The sequence below is a fragment of the Paenibacillus sp. FSL E2-8871 genome, from assembly GCF_038000345.1.
In the GTDB taxonomy this organism is placed as follows: Bacteria; Bacillota; Bacilli; order Paenibacillales; family Paenibacillaceae; genus Paenibacillus_AQ.
This window is the reverse complement of sequence record NZ_JBBOBV010000001.1, coordinates 1,470,046-1,488,840: the sequence shown is the minus strand read 5'-3', so window position 1 is coordinate 1,488,840 and position 18,795 is coordinate 1,470,046. Positions and strand designations below refer to the sequence as shown.

The 18,795-nt window shown below is 41.6% G+C and carries 20 protein-coding genes; 16 read left to right on the top strand and 4 right to left on the bottom strand.

What is annotated here, in order from left to right; translation table 11 throughout:
• Positions 1-27: 27 nt before the first annotated feature.
• Positions 28-909 (bottom strand): polysaccharide deacetylase family protein, encoded by an 882-nt coding sequence (locus NYE25_RS06880; RefSeq protein WP_076298736.1) that lies wholly within the window; start codon positions 907-909, stop codon positions 28-30.
• Positions 910-1,094: 185 nt separating this feature from the next.
• Here NYE25_RS06880 and NYE25_RS06875 point away from each other — a divergent pair, with 185 nt between their 5' ends.
• The 8 genes from NYE25_RS06875 to NYE25_RS06840 all read left to right on the top strand — a co-directional run bounded on the left by NYE25_RS06875 (position 1,095) and on the right by NYE25_RS06840 (position 7,433).
• Complete coding sequence (locus NYE25_RS06875) at positions 1,095-2,129, top strand: NADH:flavin oxidoreductase/NADH oxidase (protein WP_341145519.1); 1,035 nt, start codon at positions 1,095-1,097, stop codon at positions 2,127-2,129.
• An 87-nt stretch (positions 2,130-2,216) separates the two neighbouring features.
• Positions 2,217-2,921: a dihydroorotate dehydrogenase electron transfer subunit gene (locus tag NYE25_RS06870; protein ID WP_341145518.1), complete on the top strand. Its 705-nt coding sequence runs from the start codon at positions 2,217-2,219 to the stop codon at positions 2,919-2,921.
• A complete protein-coding gene (locus tag NYE25_RS06865) occupies positions 2,914-3,846 on the top strand; it encodes a dihydroorotate dehydrogenase (protein WP_076283571.1) in 933 nt (310 codons plus the stop codon). The genes NYE25_RS06870 and NYE25_RS06865 overlap by 8 nt, the downstream gene beginning before the upstream one ends.
• A 23-nt stretch (positions 3,847-3,869) precedes the next feature.
• Complete coding sequence (gene lpdD, locus NYE25_RS06860) at positions 3,870-4,208, top strand: prenylated flavin chaperone LpdD (protein WP_341128434.1); 339 nt, start codon at positions 3,870-3,872, stop codon at positions 4,206-4,208.
• A gap of 70 nt (positions 4,209-4,278) precedes the next feature.
• On the top strand, positions 4,279-4,947 hold the full coding sequence (locus NYE25_RS06855) for a PspA/IM30 family protein (protein ID WP_076283572.1): 669 nt from the start codon (positions 4,279-4,281) through the stop codon (positions 4,945-4,947).
• Between the two features lie 123 nt (positions 4,948-5,070).
• Positions 5,071-5,475 carry a DUF350 domain-containing protein gene (locus NYE25_RS06850; protein WP_042188754.1) on the top strand — a complete coding sequence of 135 codons (405 nt, stop codon included), beginning with the start codon at positions 5,071-5,073 and terminating at the stop codon, positions 5,473-5,475.
• Positions 5,476-5,489: 14 nt separating this feature from the next.
• A complete protein-coding gene (locus NYE25_RS06845) occupies positions 5,490-5,996 on the top strand; it encodes a DUF4178 domain-containing protein (protein ID WP_042188751.1) in 507 nt (168 codons plus the stop codon).
• A 174-nt stretch (positions 5,997-6,170) separates the two neighbouring features.
• Positions 6,171-7,433 (top strand): molybdopterin molybdotransferase MoeA, encoded by a 1,263-nt coding sequence (locus tag NYE25_RS06840; RefSeq protein ID WP_341145517.1) that lies wholly within the window; start codon positions 6,171-6,173, stop codon positions 7,431-7,433.
• 230 nt (positions 7,434-7,663) lie between these two features.
• On the opposite strand, the gene xerS is transcribed toward NYE25_RS06840, so the two are convergent.
• Positions 7,664-8,746, bottom strand: a complete 1,083-nt coding sequence (gene xerS, locus NYE25_RS06835; RefSeq protein WP_341145516.1) for a tyrosine recombinase XerS — start codon at positions 8,744-8,746, stop codon at positions 7,664-7,666.
• A gap of 164 nt (positions 8,747-8,910) precedes the next feature.
• Between xerS and NYE25_RS06830 the strand changes: the two genes are divergently transcribed.
• From NYE25_RS06830 to NYE25_RS06815, 4 genes are all read left to right on the top strand, one after another.
• Positions 8,911-9,456 carry a GNAT family N-acetyltransferase gene (locus NYE25_RS06830; RefSeq protein ID WP_341055253.1) on the top strand — a complete coding sequence of 182 codons (546 nt, stop codon included), beginning with the start codon at positions 8,911-8,913 and terminating at the stop codon, positions 9,454-9,456.
• Positions 9,457-9,640: 184 nt separating this feature from the next.
• Complete coding sequence (locus NYE25_RS06825; protein ID WP_197069683.1) at positions 9,641-9,742, top strand: sporulation protein YjcZ; 102 nt, start codon at positions 9,641-9,643, stop codon at positions 9,740-9,742.
• A gap of 184 nt (positions 9,743-9,926) precedes the next feature.
• A complete protein-coding gene (locus tag NYE25_RS06820; RefSeq protein ID WP_341145515.1) occupies positions 9,927-10,574 on the top strand; it encodes a TetR/AcrR family transcriptional regulator in 648 nt (215 codons plus the stop codon).
• Positions 10,575-10,607: 33 nt separating this feature from the next.
• Positions 10,608-11,087 carry a flavodoxin domain-containing protein gene (locus NYE25_RS06815; protein WP_076298729.1) on the top strand — a complete coding sequence of 160 codons (480 nt, stop codon included), beginning with the start codon at positions 10,608-10,610 and terminating at the stop codon, positions 11,085-11,087.
• Between the two features lie 288 nt (positions 11,088-11,375).
• Here NYE25_RS06815 and NYE25_RS06810 read toward each other — a convergent pair whose 3' ends face one another.
• On the bottom strand, positions 11,376-12,311 hold the full coding sequence (locus NYE25_RS06810; protein ID WP_341145514.1) for a Gfo/Idh/MocA family protein: 936 nt from the start codon (positions 12,309-12,311) through the stop codon (positions 11,376-11,378).
• Between the two features lie 111 nt (positions 12,312-12,422).
• Between NYE25_RS06810 and NYE25_RS06805 the strand changes: the two genes are divergently transcribed.
• Positions 12,423-13,379 (top strand): helix-turn-helix transcriptional regulator, encoded by a 957-nt coding sequence (locus tag NYE25_RS06805; protein WP_341145513.1) that lies wholly within the window; start codon positions 12,423-12,425, stop codon positions 13,377-13,379.
• A 170-nt stretch (positions 13,380-13,549) separates the two neighbouring features.
• On the opposite strand, the gene NYE25_RS06800 is transcribed toward NYE25_RS06805, so the two are convergent.
• Positions 13,550-14,785, bottom strand: a complete 1,236-nt coding sequence (locus tag NYE25_RS06800; RefSeq protein ID WP_076283578.1) for an MDR family MFS transporter — start codon at positions 14,783-14,785, stop codon at positions 13,550-13,552.
• Between the two features lie 221 nt (positions 14,786-15,006).
• Between NYE25_RS06800 and NYE25_RS06795 the strand changes: the two genes are divergently transcribed.
• From NYE25_RS06795 to NYE25_RS06785, 3 genes are all read left to right on the top strand, one after another.
• Entirely contained in the window at positions 15,007-16,704 is a 1,698-nt protein-coding gene (locus NYE25_RS06795) for an ABC transporter substrate-binding protein (RefSeq protein ID WP_341145512.1), read from the top strand.
• Between the two features lie 287 nt (positions 16,705-16,991).
• Positions 16,992-17,915 carry a ketopantoate reductase family protein gene (locus NYE25_RS06790; protein WP_341145511.1) on the top strand — a complete coding sequence of 308 codons (924 nt, stop codon included), beginning with the start codon at positions 16,992-16,994 and terminating at the stop codon, positions 17,913-17,915.
• A gap of 34 nt (positions 17,916-17,949) precedes the next feature.
• Positions 17,950-18,363, top strand: coding sequence for a VOC family protein (locus NYE25_RS06785; RefSeq protein WP_341145510.1), 414 nt, complete (start codon positions 17,950-17,952; stop codon positions 18,361-18,363).
• Positions 18,364-18,795 lie beyond the last annotated feature (432 nt).

Here is an 18,795-nt window from a genome sequence, read left to right as displayed (position 1 = left end):
ATTATAAAATATATATTTGGGGGTAATTTATTTACTTTTGGACACTTGTAGTAATTGAGGAACGGTAACGAATGTATAGCCCCGCTTGCGCATAATAGTGATTACTTCAGGTAAAGCCTGAATCGTTCCCTGTAGATGACTACCTGGACCGCCTCCACCGTGCTGAAGAATAATCGCTCCTCTTCCAATATGGGCTAGAATATTATTTCTGACTTGGTTTTTGGAAAGTCCCTTCCAGTCCAATGAGTCCACATTCCAATTCACGAGCGTGTAGCCATGGCTTTTTGCCCATTTAAGCTGCTGTTCACTGATGTCCCCATAGGGTGGGCGAATTAGTCGTGGTTTATATCCGGCCAAGGTTTGTATAATATCCTCGGTCTTTATGATTTGTGATCGAAAATCATTCATCGCAAGCTTCACAAACTGAGGGTGGTTATACGAGTGATTTCCAATCGCATGTCCGTCTCTAATCATTCTTTTCACCAAAGCTGGATGTTTTTTTGCTCTGCTTCCCACCACAAAGAAGGTTGCTTTGACATTGTATTTTTTCAGGGTGTTAAGCAATTGGGGGGTAAATCTTGGATCAGGAACATCATCAAAAGTAAGTGCTATGACTTTATTCCGAGGTCCACTAGTCTTAAAAGTCTCTGGATATTTGTGTAACAGCTGACTTAATGTCAGACCTTTAGTGTTTTTATTGCTGTTAAGCGTCGAACTATTTGTAGCAGCGCTACCTGCTGAAATTGCCGTATCTTCGTCTGAAGCGGGTACACTTTGTGTTTGTTCTTGCGGAGTCTTCTGACTCTGCACAGGCGCTGACGCAACCTCTGAAGAATAGGTTGGGAATAGCATAGTTATGATTGTTCCTAATATTACAAGCAGTTTCTGACCTCTCCGTTGAAAATACATCCCCATCTGCCTCCTTTACTACCTGATCACCGTCATATTCTTAATTGTTATCTCCACAGATGGGTAAATTTATGCTGATAACAATACAGTATTGGTTAAGATTTCTTGAAGGAACCAATGCGTGTATACTAATAGAACGGGGAATTCCCGAGTCAATTATAGATTACGGAAGGATGGAGACATGAATGTCTGATTTGTTTGCACCGTATGAATTGAAGGGGTTATCGCTGAAGAATCGTATTGTCATGCCACCTATGTGCCAGTATTCGGTGGATAAAGAGGATGGCATCCCTAATGATTGGCATTATGTTCATTATGTAAGCCGTGCTATTGGCGGTACAGGATTTATTATCGTGGAAATGACTGGCATACATCCAGATGGTAGAATCACTAATCGAGATACAGGAATCTGGAGTGATTCGCAAATTGAAGCTTATCGTAGAATCACGGATGGTGTGCATGCGTATGGATCAAAAATCGCTGTTCAATTAGGACATGCTGGACGAAAAGCTGTGGATGCAGAGCCGCCAGTGGCTCCATCAGCAATTCCTTTTGATGCTAATTTCAAAACGCCACAGGCTCTTTCTAAAAAGGGAATTTCAGAATTAATTGAGGCCTTCCGTGAAGGGGCGCGCAGAGCTATAGAGGCAGGATTTGATACGGTCGAAATTCATGGTGCACATGGTTATTTAATTCACCAGTTTCATTCACCATTGACGAATACCAGAGATGATGAATATGGACAAGATCCTGCGTTGTTCGGAGAACAGGTAGTTAAAGCAGTCCGAGAAGTGGTTCCTGTAGACATGCCATTGATTATGAGAATATCTGCGAAGGAATATGTAGAGGGTGGATACGATGCTGCATACGCTCTGGATATTTGCCGACGGTATAAGAATGCTGGAGTGGATCTGTTTCATGTTTCTTCTGGAGGAGAAGGTCCTATAGGTTCAAATGGAGGGCTGGGTGCAGGCCCTGCTTATCAAGTGGATCTGGCAGAGTTTATCCGTAGTGAATTACAGGTGCCTGTAATTGCTGTGGGGCGGCTTGAATCCTTTACTGAGGCACAGTCCATCGTCGCGGAAGAACGGGCAGAGCTGATAGCCGTTGGCCGTGGGATGTTGAGCGATCCCTATTGGGCTTTACATGCGGAAGAAGCGCTTGTAGGCGTACGTAATGTCCCCAAACCTTATGAACGCGGGATCTGGAAAAAGGGATAGCGCGCTTTGAATGTGAAGTTTGTCACAGATTTTATACTCCTTCTAAGGCAATCTTAATAAAGATAAAATTTGAAGGAGCTTGATAACGTGGGGATGGTTTTAAGTAACGATCGGCTAACTGACGGAGTGTACCACCTTAAAGTTGAAACGAATAGCGGCGGTGAAATGGGTCAATTCTACATGTTACGGGCATGGGATGCTTATCCGATCCTTTCCAGACCGTTAAGTATACATGAAGTAAAAGAAGATAGTGTCGAATTTTTATATCACGTAGTGGGGGAAGGCACTGAGATATTTTCATGGTTGAATCCTGGTGACTCAGTGGAGCTTGAAGGGCCTTTTGGCACGGGATTCCCACAGGTCGAAGGCAAAGTTGCACTTATTGGTGGTGGAATCGGAATAGCGCCGCTATATTATTGTGCAAAGCAGCTGCCTAGTTGTGATATCTTTCTAGGTTTTAGTCGGGAAGCTTACCGGACAGAAGCTTTTCGTCCATTAGCAGCCGAGCTTACAGTAGATGTAGGCGGATTTATTTTGGATCGTGTGGATTTTAGTCAATATGATCATGTTTTCGTTTGCGGCCCACATCCTATGCTTAAAGCAGCACAGCTTAAAGGCGTAGCGGCCGAAGAGGCAGGAAGCAATACAAAAGTTTATCTCTCTCTAGAGAATCGAATGGCTTGCGGCATTGGTGCCTGTCTTGTTTGTAGTGTTTCTTGTCGTGATGGTCAGCGAAAAGCCTGTGCAGACGGACCCGTGTTCCTTTCTGAGGAGGTGATTTTTCATGACTAAGATGAGTACAACAATTGCAGGCGTTCATTTTAAGAATCCGATTGTAATGGCTTCAGGAACATTCGGCTTTGGTCGTGAATATGGAAAGCTGTATGATGTATCTTTGCTAGGTGGAATCTCTGGGAAAGGGCTCACCCTCCATCCAAAAGCAGGTAACCCTGGCACTCGTGTTTATGAGACAGCCTCTGGCATGCTGAATAGTGTAGGATTGGAGAATCCCGGTGTAGCTGCGTTCTTGGAAAAAGAATGCCCTTATTGGGAAACACTCGATACAGCCCGTTTGGTGAATCTTGGCGGCGGGACGCTTGAGGATTACGTACTTGGAGCAGAAATGATCCAGCGTGATGCAGATCTTCGATCAAGCGCAGGTAAACCAGCTGTTGATATGATTGAGTTGAATATTTCCTGTCCAAATGTAAAAGAGGGCGGAATTGCATTTGGAATCAAGACTTCAGAAGCGCAAAAAGTAGTACAAGCTGTTAGACGTGCCACTAAGCTACCACTTGCGGTAAAGCTGTCTCCAGGTGCTGAGAATATCGTTGAGATGGCGCAAATGTGTGAGGCAGAGGGAGCAGATGCTGTCTCGCTGATCAACACCATTTCCGGGATGAAAATTGATGTGCGACGGAGAAGTAGTGTATTTAATAACTTGTATGCCGGACTGTCCGGACCAGCGATTAAGCCAGTTGCATTGCGCATGGTGCATCAAGTCGCACAGAACATATCTATTCCAGTAATCGGAATGGGGGGCATCACCACAGCTACTGATATTATTGAATTTATTATGGCAGGTGCTTCGGTAATCCAAGTAGGAACCTACAATTTCATGAATTTGAGAGCAGGTAGCCAGCTTGTTGAAGAGCTTGAGCAATTCATGGTTCAAGAAAATATTCAATCCTTGGATGAAATACGTGGCATTATATAAAGTGGAGTAGTGAGGAGATACTATTGACTTCTAACAAGATTAACCCTGAGGATATTGAGCTGATGGCGACGCCTGTCGGACGTGATCTCTTACTCGTAATTAGTGGGGGCGTTCGTCATATTGGAGCGGCAAGTACTGCGTATTTAAATGGAGAGCGGGTGGAAGTGCAGACCTCTGCGGTTCCTCATCATAAAGAGCATACGATAAGCGAAGATATTGCCATTAGGGTAGCTGAGGCTTTAAACAGGACGGTCACAGTGGTTATGGGCATTCATTACGACGATCTCACGAAAGAAGGTATTAAAGAGGTCGTTGAGATCGTAAATAATAAAGTAATTCAATATTTAGCGCAACAAATGTGAAACGGGATTGGCAATTCTGCGTAAAAGATATCAAGTGAGTATTTAAATTATCTTTTGGAGGAATGAAACCATGTCTATATTTAAAAGATTGCGCGATTTAACAATGTCTAACGTGAATGCGATTATCGACAAAGCAGAAGACCCGATTAAGATGACCGATCAGTACATTCGTGATATGACCGAAGATTTGGAAGATGCAGAAAAAGCGGTAGCGGCTCAAATCGCTATTGAGAAAAAGTTCAAGCAGCTTTATGAAGAGCAGGAAGCGCTTGTTAACAAACGTACGCAACAGGCACATGCTGCAGCTCAAGCTGGTAATGTTGACCTTGCTCGCCGAGCTCTGGAAGAGAAGAAGGCTGCTGAAGCTAAACTGGTAGAATACAAAGCTAGCTTCGATCAGAACAAAGCATCTGCGGATAATCTTCGTGGGAAGCTTGACGAAATGCGTAAGCAACTTACTCAAATGAAGAACAAACGTGAAACCTTGGTTGCTCGTTATAATGCTGCTAAAGCTCAAACCGAAATTAATAAAGCGATGAGTGGTTTCAGCTCTGATTCCGCATCTGCTGGCCTGAAACGTATGGAAGAAAAAATGATGCAAGCAGAAGCTCAAGCCGAAGCTAGCAACGAGATGAGCTCGGGCAACAAATCACTTGATGATGAGTTCGAGAAGTTGAACAAAGATCAAGCAGTAGAAGATGAATTGGCTGCTCTGATGAAACAATACGAGAAGCAATAACATTTGATCTTAGCCGTTTCACGGCTGATGTTCACAGGCGAAGGGGAGACAGGAATATCGTTTCCTCTTCGCTTTATCTATGCTTATGACAGCATGCAAAATGAATAAGCGGGGGCTATTAGAATGGATTTCCATATCCTGGTGTCCATGGTCGTGTGGACAGTGAGCGGCGCGGTGTTGCTGTTTGTGCTGATGTTCGTAGATTCACTCTTCACTCGATACAATGATTTAGAAGAGTTAAAGGCTGGAAATATGGCAGTTACTACACGTTTTGTAATGAAGCTATTGGCACAGGCATTCATTTTATCATCATCGATAGCTGCTTCTAACAGCCTGCCAGATGCTTTGCTGATCTCGATTGTATCTTTTTTTCTTTTGCTTATATTGGAAAGAACGGTCCGTCTCCTCTTAGCTAAATGGGGGAGTCTGGATCTGGATCATGGTACACAGCTTGGCAAAATCGGGTACGGCTTATTATCAGGCTCACTGCAAATTACGGGAGCTTTAATTATTTCTGCATTTATGTAGGGGGAACGATCAAGTTGAGTATATGGAAACGTATAGGTAATCTTTTTTCCAAACCAGCGGCACAGGAAGTTCAGAAAAGTATGCTTAATTTGTCTCCCGGAGACATCTGTGAAGTATCGCTCGTTACCTACGAGGTTACCGGCAGGACCCATAATCGTGGACGAAATGCGGTAGTGCTGACATTAAGAGATGGTAGTCAAATTGCCTATTTGCATATTGAGGAGCGGGAACAGCTGCAATATGGTTTATATAAACCTATTGATGGGCGCTTAGATAATCCTGCTGAGGTTCCAACAACACTTGAACTGGATGATTATACATTTTTTCTGGAGGAAGAGTATGAAGGATATGTTGCTGCCCTAGGCCAAACCCCTTTTATGAATGGTGGAGAGCAGCATGTATGGCAATATCAGTCAGATGATTCTCGGCTTCTGCGTGTAGAATGGCAACATGGACGGTTCATGCTGTATGAAGGGGAGAAAGTAATTCCTGGTGATGTGAAGGTAATTAGAGCATCCTAGACATGAATCGTAAGAGATGTGATCTTGAGATCGCATCTTTTTTTTGTAATTACGTAGCTGAAATCGGTAAAGGATTAATGTCGTTTCCACCATTCATTTTACTTCAGGATAGCTCATGTTAAAATAGTACCTATTGTACTACAAAAAACGGACGATTTAGAGCGGAGGTATGGTATGAAGGATCATAAATTTCAGCGCAGAGCGCTTCAAGTAAAAGAGGCACAGGCCAAAATAATCAAATTTGCTAATCCGCTAGAGTCACAGGAGGTCTCATTGAATGAGGTCTGTGGACGTTATTTGGCTGAGGAAGTGATTGCGCCACATCCTTTTCCCGCGTTTAACCGTTCTAGCATGGATGGATATGCAATTATTGCAACAGATACCAATCACTGTGTAAATGGACAAGTCGTATGGTTAGAAATGGTGGACAATATTCCATGTGGTGCTGTGGCTTCGGTAGATATAACTTCGGGAACAGCAGCAAGGATAATGACTGGAGCACAAGTGCCGTTAGGGGCAGATACTGTAGTTATGCTAGAAGTAACGGAGACACGTGAGGAGGAAGGAAAGACTTACGTAGGTATTCGAAAGAAGCAGGAAGCGAAGTCTAATATCACACCGATGGGGCTGGAGTTAAGCTCTGGTGAGCTAGTGCTGCCAGCGGGACGATTAATCTCTGCGGGGGATATAGCTGTTCTGGCAGCGTTTGGCAAACATACAGTGAAAGTCTATCGTCGGCCCAAGGTAGCTATCTTTGCGACAGGCACAGAGCTGCTAGAGGTACATGAACCACTACAGCCTGGCAAAATTCGAAACAGCAACTCACCCATGCTCGAAGCTTTAGTCAAAGAGGCAGGTGGGGAGCCCGTGATGCTGGGATCTATTGTGGATGATCTGGAGCTGGCTCGAAGTAAAGTACAGATGGCGCTGGAAACCTATGATTTTGTAATCACTACGGGTGGAGTATCGGTAGGAGATTATGATATTATGGGCGATTTGGTTCGTGAACAGAGTGGAGATATGTTATTTAATAAAGTGACGATGCGTCCGGGGAGTGTAACCACTGCTGCTGTTAGAGGTGGTAAGCTGCTGTTAGCCCTATCAGGTAATCCAGGTGCTTGTTTCGTTGGTTTTCAATTGTTCGCACGTCCGGTTATCAGATTAATGCAGTGTGCGTCACAGCCGTTCTTACCAGAATGGAGCGCCACACTCGGTGCAGATTATAACAGAGTAAATGACTTTACCCGATTTGTTAGAGCGCGATTAGAGATCCGTGAAGGCAGCCTTTATGCCATTCCAGCAGCGATAGACGAATCTTCCGTGATGGTCACGATCAAGGATAGTGATTGTCTGATTGTTGTTCCACCAGAGGAACGAGGCTTATCTGCGGGTGCTAAAGTGACTATTATCAAGCTTCCGGGAGAAATACGGGGATAGGATAAAGGTAAAATGCTTTTTGACATTAACAATAGGACGGAAATAGCTAATTATCTAATATGCCAACGATATTATTTACAACATTTCAATATATGAAAAATTCATAATAGAAAAGCCAATAATTCAACATAATGCTAATCTGATCAGTCTTTCTAAACCATGTAAAAAGAGAGCCGGCCACACCTTTTCCATAAAAATCGGATAGGGTATGGCCAGCTTTTTGCAAAAAATTAACTATCTAAACGGCGTTCAATCGCCTCAGACATCGTTTTGTCTGTGAGATGAGCATAGATCTCGGTTGTTTCTGTCGAAGCATGCCCGAGCTGTTCTTTCGTTTTATAAATATCGTTTTGCAGATAATAGTCTGTTGCAAAAGAGTGACGAAGCTTATGTACCGTTAGATAGGGCTTACCAAAGCGTTTTGCATATTTAATAATCATTTCTTGAATGGCTCTTTTGGTCATGCGTTTGCCTTCTTGCCGTCCGTTGGGCAAAGCGATAAATAAAGCTTTTTCCTTCTTCGGCGTTTTATAACGGGATTGACGCAGGTTTAGATAAAGAGCTAAATCATCCTTTGCTTGTTCACGAAAATAAACAGGGGTTTTGAAGGTTTCATCATTATTCCCTTTTCGAGTGACATAGAGTAGCTTGTTGTTAATATCCAGATCATCCACGTTCAGATTGACTACTTCAGATACCCGGAGGCCAGAATTTAGAATTAAGCTGGCAATACAGGCATCGCGTTCACGATTTAATTGAAAAGAATAATAAGCCTGCTTGTTTCCTTCAACATCTCGTCCATATCCTTCAAAAATATAACCCACGAATTCCAGCAGTTCCTCATCTTCTAGAATCTTGCCCTTTAATTTAGCAGCGGTATCCTTAGGCTTATGCGTTCGTTTAACTTCTACCTTGGCCATAATATTTCGTTTAAGCAAAGGATAGAAGTTCTCGTCCTCAGCGATTTGACTTAAATAATGAAATAATGAGCGTAATGCAGACAGTTTACGAGATACAGTTACACGTGTATTTGTTCCCTCTGAACGGGTAGTGAGATGTAGACGGTATCCAACAATACTATCCATATGCAGGGTTTCTAATTCAAGTAGTGTGATCTCTGTATTGGAGCTGGCTTGAGAGAGACCTTCAGCACGTAGCCATCCGAAAAAGGACTCATAGTCCCGAATATACTCCAGCAGGGTGGATGGGGATAGGTCAGGACGCTTATAATCAATAAACTGCTGAACGAACCAAGGCATGAGAGGTAGCTTTAGATCCAGTTTTTTACGGTCATCGTTCTTTTGAACGCTCATGTGATTCACCTTTTCCATAGTATGCATATCATTTCTTCTTTCTATCTTATCATGTTTTGTCCTCCCATGGGCTTTGATCAAAGCTAATTACTAGTGATGAACTTGCTCCTGAAGTAACTAAGTTATATGATGTGTAGTAAACATAAATGGCAGAGGTGCACTAAATGGAACTTGGAATGGAGCTGGTTCCCAAAGAGCGGAAACAGACGATAAGCAAACTAATGCAGTACTATTTATATGATTTCACCCGTTATCTGGAGCTTGATGTAGATCAAGATGGAGTATATCCAGCTTATCCGGGATTAGAATCATTTTGGAGTAGTGGCAACAATAAATTAGCGTATTTGTTTAAAGTAGACGGGAATATTGCCGGATTTGCATTGGTAGAACGGTTGTTGTATGATCCCGAAGGGCAATTTTACATGACTGAGTTTTTTGTGATGCAAAAATATCGCCGGAGCGGTGTGGGGACCTGGGCAGCGCATAAGTTGTTTGATATGTACCCAGGCGACTGGAAGGTGTCACAGGTACGCGCGAATACGCCTGCCCGTAATTTCTGGCATAGAGTGATTGGAGAGTACACAAATGGAGAATTTAAAGAGCGTTTTAATCCGCCTCAAGGAAATCCGAGTCAATACTTCAACACATTAACTAATAATAAGGTTAATAATTGTAAAGGTAACAGCGATGATGTAGTCATGAAAAATTAATGGTTATCTTACGATAATTAAGATAAATGCAGCAATAGTTTACATAATAATTGTTATGTAAACCATAAATGAATAACCTAACAGTCTTAACAGGATTGTTGGGTTATTTTTGTTCATTTCACCCAAGCACAGAGTGGGATTTAGCATATCTTATGGTGTACTCAATTACAAAGGAGGAGTTAAAATGGGCGAATTCGCAGGAGGATATGGTGGATTTACTTCCACAGGAGCGATTCTGGTTCTGTTTATCCTGTTGGTTATCATCACTAAAACTCTTTGTCTGTAATCCTTTAACATCATGAAGTTTGGTTCCGCCAGTCTATAAGGACTGGCGGATTTTTCATGTTTGGATATGACAATAAGGGTTGGGTGGTTTGCCTGTGACTTACTATATAGAAAAGAGCGTTATAAATTATATATATTTAACAATGTTCAATGACTAAACGATGTTCAAATTATAAGGAGACGTCATGATGACTAAAGAACAAAGGCAAATGCGTGAGCGTGAGGAAATGAAGAAAAGAATTTTAGAGGCTGCGGCTTTGTTGATTGCAGAGGAGGGGATTGAAAAGCTTTCTATTCGCAAAATTGCAGAGAAAATCGAGTATTCTCCGGGTATTATTTATCATTACTTTCAGGGTAAAGATGAAATTGTGGTGAGATATTTGCAACAGAAATATACAGATATGGTTGACGGGCTTCAGTCTGTACAACGAAAGGCAGAGCATGAACTGCCACCAGATATGCTTTTGAGACAATCGCTTGAGCAATGGATCAGGATGACCCTTTCCACAAGTGTTGAGTACCGTAATGTTATGCTAAATGATACACCGGCTGTTCTTAGTTACACAGCAGTTCTATTCAAGGGAGCTGGTCAGGAGCGTAAAGCGATAGGTATGCTCTGTCAATGTCTGTCTAGGTTCGAATCGAAAGAACAACATAAGGAATCTTCGATAGAGCTCACTGCTCAAGTGATATGGAGTGCTGCGTTCGGATTAATTATGCGTTTGATTGTGGAAAAGGATTTGCCTGAATATCAGGTTGAAGCACTGATATCTTGTTATTTGGATTCTATGGTTTCAATAGCCACCAGGGAGATACGTGAGCCTTTAACATAGTAGGATGATCAGAGGGTGGAGGGAAGAATCAGAATGAAGACGATTATTATTTATACTTCTAAATATGGGTGTACGGAGAAAGCTGCCTATTTATTGAAAAATCAATTGGATGATGAGACTGAAGTAGTTAATTTAATGCATGCTAAAGAGCCTACATTAGAACGGTACGATACTGTCATCTTAGGTGGGTCTATTTATTTTGGGAAAATACAAAAACAAATGACGGAGTTTACTTCAAAATATCAAAATGAACTAGCTAAAAAGCGCGTTGGATTGTTTATTTGTGCAGGAGCGAAGGGGGAGCAAGCCATACAAGAATTGAAATCTTCATTTCCAGAGAAGCTGTATAACCAATCAATTACAAAAGAAGTGTTCGGTGATGAGATTTACGAAGAAAAGATGACTGCATTAGATCGAGTGGTTCTACGAGTGGTAAAAGGGAAGAATAAGAGTGTAAATGGATTATCCAAAGAGACGATAGAACGGTTCGCACTTGCGCTAAAGAAGCGGTGAACGAGTGTGGAAAATCGATTTCCTGAAATCAGTTAACATAATCATTATTATGTTAACTGATTATTGTTTCAGATACCAATTAACATTAGATAGGAGAAGGGGGCTTATAAAAAGTATTGATTTTTGATTTTATCGCTATTATTTTCCGCTAATTCATCATATGAAAAATTCACAATAGATTAATCAAAATCCACTACCGTCTCACCCTAGACACTACACATCAATAAACAATTCACCTCACCCTACAAACAAAACCCATGAAAAAGGATATAACATCCCTTGATCCATTTATACAAGCTTTTTTTCAATGCAAATACCTAGTTCTATAGCTTGTATCGCATGGTCTAACTCAATTATTGATGAACTACCCTCCACTAGACATTGGAGTGCATACTCCAAACTTTTTCCATAGGGATTAGCTGGTTCTAACAAAAGATCTTGTTTACCTTCAGCGGTATATTCAATTAATGAGCTTTCAACAGCTCCATTCATGTTGTCACTCTCTTGATAGACAAGCTTGCCTTGTTCAAAATAAGCCTCATAGCCTACGGTAAAAGGATACGAAGCCGGCATTTGTGAAGAAACAACGATCTCTACGGATACATGAGATTGTTGAAAAATTGCACGGACAAAGGCTTGATTACTTTTACCACCATCGGATCCCCAAACCGAGTGCGGCTCCATAGACCCCAGCATCCAGGTCACAAAATCCAATTCGTGAATCATCAGATTTGTAGCGATAGCGTGTAGGCCAAGGTCCCCCCACAACGGAGGCGTTTCTCTTTTTAAGGTAAGAGATAAGAGTTTTCCGTATTTCTCATTATGAGTCGCTTCGTAAAGATATTTGTACGCAGGATCGAATTTAATAAACTGGTTTACGAGAATTCGCGAATCATACAGTTGTTCAGCTTCCTTCATCGCAAGAGCATCTTCTAAGTTGTAGCAAACCGGTGTCTCACAGAATACATGTTTTCCATGCTTAAGCGCATCGACTGCATACTGCCTATGTAAAAAAGAGGGCAAACAGATATCAATCACATCGATGGTGGAATCAAGCATAATATCGTCAATATTAGTAGTTATCTCAACGCCTAAAGCTTGTTTTAGCTCCTGCAGCTTAGCTTCTTTCCGACCAAAGATAATTACTTTGTCTACTCGATCCATTATCATCCATAACTGCGCATGATAAGCTCCGAATCCAGTTCCCAATACGCCTATATTCATGTGTTTCAGCTCCTTTAATGTAATGAACTAATCATAACCTTCTATTGTTGACAACAGCTTGGCAAGAATTATGATGTATACTATAAAAAAAGAAAAACTTGGAGGCTCCCCATGCGCTTGCATCGTTTGATTGCAATTTTATTATTAGTGGAATCAAGAGGGAAGATGAAGGCCAATGACTTAGCTGAAGCCTTGGAAATCTCCGTACGTTCTATCTATAGAGACATTGATGTATTAGCTGAAGCAGGAATACCACTGTTATCCACGCCGGGACCGAATGGTGGCATCTCCTTGATGGAGGGGTATACTGTTAACCTAAATCAGCTTCATGGGGAAGATGTAATCAATCTATTTCTAACAGGAATGGGGATTCATACTGGCGGACATACAGATTCCGGATTAAAGCTAAAGACAACCCTCTTGAAATTAGAAAAATCATTACCCGCTTCCTATCAAAATGATATCCAGAAGGCACAAAGACGCTTTTATTTTGATGATACGCCTTGGTGGACAGAACGCTTAGAGATTCCATGTCTGGAATCGATTCGAACTGCTGTTTGGAGATCTCAGAAACTGCAGATTGAGTACCACAAGCTTAACGGAGTCATTTCGAGCAGGAAATTACAGCCCTATGGTCTAGTTGTGAAAAAAGAAGAGTGGTATCTTATAGCCTACTGTGAAGAAATAGAACAAATCCGCACGTTTAAATGTGAGCGAATCGCCTCTACACACCTTATAGAAGAAGAGTATGCTATCCCTCAGGACTTTTCATTAGAAAGGCACTGGAAGCAGCAGGAGAGGGGATTTAAGCAAGCTTGTAAAGAGGAAGAGATCTACCCAGTATTGATTAGAACGGATAAGAGGCGAGAGGCCTCGCTACACGGGGTGGAGATTATGAATAGAGTAGAGGAAGGAGATCAAATAACCCTTACTGTAAATATGTATAGCTATGATAGTGCATGTACGAATATTTGGGGAATACTTGGACAAGGCGAGATTGTGGAACCTTTGGAACTGAGACAATATGTGAAAGTACAGGCGAATTTGCTACAGGAGGTTTACAATTAGCATGATTTTTTTGTGAAAAAGGGACCGTTTCGATTGCATGTTCTGCAATGAAACGGTCCGGCTCATTTGTGAATAGGCTTTATTCATTCAATAAGTTTACATAATAATTAATATGTTAACTAATTTGGGATTGCCCCATAATAACCTTTAGATTTAAAAAATTTAGCCTTTTATGTGCTAGCGTCTACGCCAAGAGATAACTTCTCTCTAGCAGTAAGCCTCTTGTGCGCTACGAATAGAAAAGGAAGACCTATAGCCGTGGTTAAAGCGAGTGGCAGGAAGATCGTAAGGCCATTCTGAGCTCCATAATGATCCAGCAATACACCGCCGAAGATAGGCGCGATTACACTCCCCAAATTGTTAAAGCCAATCGTTCCAAAGTACGTACCCTTCATTTCTGGCTTCGCGATCCGATCAATTAACATATCCATCATCGTAAAGAGCAGTACTTCCCCTATCGTAAATAGTACGACACTAAACATTAGAAGGGCTACACCTTCAGCTAAACCTACTAAGAGAAGACTAATAGCAACGCAGATATTTCCGAGAATCAATGGAACAATCGGTGAGAATTTGCTTGCAGTACGTACGATAGGATATTGTACCACGAGCACTGTAATGGCATTGAGTGACAACATATAGGAGAATAATTGTCCACCATTTGTGAAATGGGTGTTCATTGCTAAATATTGCGCCATAGTTGAACCAAAATGTCCGTATCCAAGTACACAAAAGATTGTACCAAGTAGAACTGGCAAGAATACACGGTCTCTACCGGTTGTTGCCAAGGCTTCAAGTAAACGTGGTGGTTCAGCTTGCGTATGACTCTGCATGGTTGAACGATGCAATTTAAATTGGATGAATAGTACAAGTCCATATGCAACATATACAATACCAGCGATCATAAAAGGAAACGTAGATTCGGCAGAACCGAGCTGTACTCCAATAATCGGACCAAAGACAACACCAAGATTAATCGCAGCGTATCTAAGATTGAATACAAGCAGCTTACTTTCAGCAGGGGTAATGTCGGATAAAAGTGCCCGTGATGTGGGCTCAAACACGGATCTGCATAAACCGTTCAGGGTGTTGACCAGGAAGAATACCCACAGATGTTGTGCAACAGAGAATCCGAAGAATACTGCTGCCCAGCCAAATACGGAGATTAACATGACAATTTTGCGGCCTACAATATCCGAGATATATCCTCCGTAGAAGCTGGCCATTACGCCCGCCAGAGAGCTGACGGCTACCGTAATCCCCGTTTGTGTGGGGGTGGCTCCAAGGACTTGGGTTAAATAGATGGATAAGAACGGAATGCTCATTGAAGTTACCAAACGTCCGAACATCGTACCGACGATGATGGTCCAAGCTAGTGGGTGAATATGCCTAAGATGCTGGTTCATAATTGAAAAGGTCTCCTAATCTGATAGCTATAATTTAGTACTGCATATTCATTAACGATATATGTATAATTATAATGATAAAAGGGGGAAGTAAAAGTGTAAGAATTACTTACAGTGTTTCACCTTTAAAGGAGTGAACGATCGTGGACCATATTAGTAATCATTTTTTATGTTTAGCAATAACCATCCCATCCTCAATAGATATAGGGGAAGCTAATCCTGTGACGATAGATAGACTAGCTTCGATTCTGTGCTGCACTCCGCGTAATGTAAAGTTTATTCTGCGAAAACTTGAAGAGCAGGGTTTTATACACTGGCAGCCTGGAAGAGGGCGTGGAAATATCTCGCAGCTAACTTTTCTTCGAACGATTGAAGAGGTGCTGGAGGACAACTTTCAGGAACTGATTAATAAAGGGAAGCTTAAGGAAGCTATAGAGTTATTAAGTCGTGGTCAGGTTAGCGACACATTAAAGGAACGGTTATTAATGGTGTTAAATAAGCAGATGGGCTTTCGTAGTGAAACGGAGTCGACATCAGGATTAGATGTCTTGCGAATTACACGAAACCGGCATATGGAAGTGCTGGATCCAGCTTATGTATATACCGCGTTTGAATCCTATTTACTCGGACAAATTTATAGCACATTAGTTACCTATGATGCGGCAAGTGATACCTTTCTTCCCGGATTGGCGCATATGTGGGAAGCCAATGAAGATTATACTAGTTATATTTTTTATCTACGGAAAGGTGTGCGATTCCATCACGGCAGGACTATGACCTCTAGAGACGTAAAAGAGACATTTCAACGACTTATAGATTTGAACAGTCCGGCGTTGAGCTTGTACAAAGATATTGAACGAGTAGAGCTTGAAGGAGATCACAGGATCAGGTTTGAGCTGTCTCGTCCGAATCTCTTTTTTCTCCATATGTTCAGTTGTATTCATATGTCGATTCTTCCTCATGACGTAGATCTTGTAAATGAAGTGAGTGGAACAGGGCCCTATCGTTTACTAGATCTTAATGAAGATGTGCTAGTCCTCGCGGCATTTGACCATTATTACGGTATACGCCCACTACTAGATCGTGTGGAAATCTGGTATTTGCCAGAACAAGCTTCAAATGAACGATTGTATGAACTTCCTGAATCTGCTCAGGAAGGTTTATTACCTAATATCATCTGTAACCACAGTATTGACTACCCTGCCTTGGGATGCCGATATCTCTTGTTCAATTTCCATAAAGACGGAATTCATCAACACCAACTATTCCGGCAGGCTATACGAATCCTTTACAGTCGAGAAGCCTTAATTAAGGAGTTAGGAGGGAACCGTAGTACCCCTGCTGATAGCTTTTTACCTTGGGAGAGCAGTAAGAGAAGTATTATTGAGCCTACCTTGGACTACGCGAGAGAGCTTCTAGTGGCAAGTGGCTACCAGGGGGAAACCTTAAGTTTAGCTACAAAGGATAAAAAAGAAGAGCGCGAAGAAGCCCTGTGGCTTCAAGCACGAGCAGCTTCAGTAGGACTGCATATTAAGCTGTATTTATTCAACGAGTTTAACTCAGCAAATATAAAGAATACCTCCGAAATCCTCCTTGCTGAAGAGGTACTTGAAGATGATTGGCAGTGGGGAATGGTTAACTACTTTAATAATAAACTTAATTATCTTTTTTCTCTGCTGAGAGATGAACAGATCTTGTTATTCTCAGATGTACTTACCGATTTCACGCAATCCCCAAAGGAAGAAAGAATTAAGTTGCTGGATCAGGCAGAAGGTGTGCTTAGGGACAACTATTGGGTGTTATATGGTTGTCATATGAATAAAAAAGCGCAGCTAAATCAAAGCTTGTTTGGACTTCACACCAGTTCATTCGGATTTCTGGATATCTCAAAACTGTGGATCAAAACTACTAGTCTTTAAGGAGAGTTACCTAAATATGCTTGTACAGGAATGTTTTCTTTTGCTATACTTTCCAGGGAGGCTGTATCGATAAATCATCGAATGGTGCTCTAATAGGTTTTAATAAATGAATAGTAATTAACTTGTAGCCATGGAGGTGAACTCGTTGGATTTTGCTCAGATCCGTAAGGACCGAGACAAAAGAACGGTCGATACTTGACTCTTTTTTTGCCTTTCGGACCTGTTTAGCAGATAGCTAAAAGGTCTTTTTGTTTGTTTAAATTAAGGGAAAAGAAGGGGAGATTATTATGCGTTTTCTTATCGTGGGTGCAGGAGCTATAGGTGGATATTTCGGGGGCCGTCTAGTTCAAAAAGGAGAAGATGTTACTTTTCTCGTCCGAAATGCCAAACAGATTCAGTTAGAAGCGGACGGTTTGATTGTAAAAAGTGTTCATGGGGATTTTCAGACTTCTGTACGAACGATTTCTAATAGGGAAGTAGTAGAGCCCTTCGACTGCATTATTATAGCGGTCAAGGCATACCATTTGCCTCAGGTGATGAATGACATTGAACCCTACGTCGGTGAACATACACTGATCCTCCCGCTTCTCAATGGTTATGATCAATTTAGCATTTTGCAGAAGCGTTTTGGCCCAGAACATGTGCTGGGTGGTCTTTGTTATATAGAAACAACTCTAGATTCAACAGGTACTATCGTTCAAAGCAGTTCATTTCATAGTATTGTGTTTGGTGAATGGGCCGGCGGTGAGTCAGAACGAACACAGTTGCTGCTGAGTCATTTGGATCATGCTGGTTTTACTGTAACATTAAGTTCTGACATTCAGCGCGAAGTGTGGCAGAAATATATATTTGTAGCTAGTCTAAGTGGGATTACCACTTTAATGGATAGCTCTGTTGGGCCTATTTTTGCTTCCCCAAAAGCACGTGTAATCTATGAGCAGCTTCTTCAAGAGATTGTTAGCTTGGCTCAAAATGCTGGAATGCCTGTGGGACCGGAAAATATAGCTTCGACGATGCAAAAGATGCTTTCTGTGTTACCTGAATTTACTTCATCCATGCATCGGGATATGCATAAGCTACTACCTGTAGAAGCGGACCATCTGCATGGGGCACTTCTGGCTATGGCTGTTCCGGGTCAAGGCGCGTATCCGGTTCTTGAAACCGTGTATGCCCGTTTGAAAGTATACGAAAGCGTTAATGATATGAAATGATCTACTTTAAATCACAATAAGGAGCTGGACAATTATGAAGGAAACGAATCAAAAGATCATGACTTTTCTAATGTTCGAAGGTAAGGCAGAAGAAGCTATGAATTTCTATACGTCCTTGTTTGATGATTCCGAAGTGATTAGCATTAAGCGATATGGAGCGAATGAAGCAGGACCTGAAGGGAGTGTAATGCAAGCTTCCTTTTCTATGCATGGACAAGTATTTATGTGTATAGATAGTTATGTTCAGCACGGGTTTACCTTTACTCCAGCGATATCCTTATATGTAAATTGTGAGAGTGAAGCTGAAATTGATCGGGTCTACGAATCATTAGCGCGAGGTGGACAGGTCCTAATGCCTCTTGGAAGCTATCCGTTTAGTCCGAAATTTGGCTGGGTAGCGGATAAATTTGGCGTGACTTGGCAATTAAATTTTTCGGGGAATGCGTAGCAAGAAAACTTTGAAGAAGGCCCATATCAGGAATGCCCGGTATTTGAAAGTGATCAATTGATGTATAGAGTGGCTGTATACGATTCTGGCTGGATGAATATGCAGGACATGGTTACGTTCGATTTAGTATTGTAGAGAAAGATAGTGATAAAGCTGTTGGTATGAATTTTTTGCGAGAAATGAGAGCGTTGAAGGGGTAGGACTGATTGGTGTTCTAAGGCTTGATATGATTTCGAGGGCTACAGTTCAGGAGGTATAATCGCAAGCTGCATAAATGAAAAGAGGAGTTGAACCTAATAGGGTTTACCTCCTCTTTTTTTTGAAAATATAAGGATGAAGTATAAATTTCATAATATACTTTATCCTAATGTTTTTACGAGAAACGGTTATCGTCTTTAAAAGACGACACTATCGTTTCTTCTTAGAAGAACG

Bases quoted from the DNA above. Each gene is read 5' to 3' on its own strand.
- NYE25_RS06880 (WP_076298736.1), bottom strand. From the start codon at position 909: ATGTATTTTCAACGGAGAGGTCAGAAACTGCTTGTAATATTAGGAACA.
- NYE25_RS06875 (WP_341145519.1), top strand. From the start codon at position 1,095: ATGTCTGATTTGTTTGCACCGTATGAATTGAAGGGGTTATCGCTGAAG.
- NYE25_RS06865 (WP_076283571.1), top strand. From the start codon at position 2,914: ATGACTAAGATGAGTACAACAATTGCAGGCGTTCATTTTAAGAATCCG.
- NYE25_RS06855 (WP_076283572.1), top strand. From the start codon at position 4,279: ATGTCTATATTTAAAAGATTGCGCGATTTAACAATGTCTAACGTGAAT.
- NYE25_RS06850 (WP_042188754.1), top strand. From the start codon at position 5,071: ATGGATTTCCATATCCTGGTGTCCATGGTCGTGTGGACAGTGAGCGGC.
- NYE25_RS06840 (WP_341145517.1), top strand. From the start codon at position 6,171: ATGAAGGATCATAAATTTCAGCGCAGAGCGCTTCAAGTAAAAGAGGCA.
- xerS (WP_341145516.1), bottom strand. From the start codon at position 8,746: ATGAGCGTTCAAAAGAACGATGACCGTAAAAAACTGGATCTAAAGCTA.
- NYE25_RS06830 (WP_341055253.1), top strand. From the start codon at position 8,911: ATGGAACTTGGAATGGAGCTGGTTCCCAAAGAGCGGAAACAGACGATA.
- NYE25_RS06825 (WP_197069683.1), top strand. From the start codon at position 9,641: ATGGGCGAATTCGCAGGAGGATATGGTGGATTTACTTCCACAGGAGCG.
- NYE25_RS06820 (WP_341145515.1), top strand. From the start codon at position 9,927: ATGATGACTAAAGAACAAAGGCAAATGCGTGAGCGTGAGGAAATGAAG.
- NYE25_RS06815 (WP_076298729.1), top strand. From the start codon at position 10,608: ATGAAGACGATTATTATTTATACTTCTAAATATGGGTGTACGGAGAAA.
- NYE25_RS06810 (WP_341145514.1), bottom strand. From the start codon at position 12,311: ATGAATATAGGCGTATTGGGAACTGGATTCGGAGCTTATCATGCGCAG.
- NYE25_RS06805 (WP_341145513.1), top strand. From the start codon at position 12,423: ATGCGCTTGCATCGTTTGATTGCAATTTTATTATTAGTGGAATCAAGA.
- NYE25_RS06800 (WP_076283578.1), bottom strand. From the start codon at position 14,785: ATGAACCAGCATCTTAGGCATATTCACCCACTAGCTTGGACCATCATC.
- NYE25_RS06790 (WP_341145511.1), top strand. From the start codon at position 16,992: ATGCGTTTTCTTATCGTGGGTGCAGGAGCTATAGGTGGATATTTCGGG.
- NYE25_RS06785 (WP_341145510.1), top strand. From the start codon at position 17,950: ATGAAGGAAACGAATCAAAAGATCATGACTTTTCTAATGTTCGAAGGT.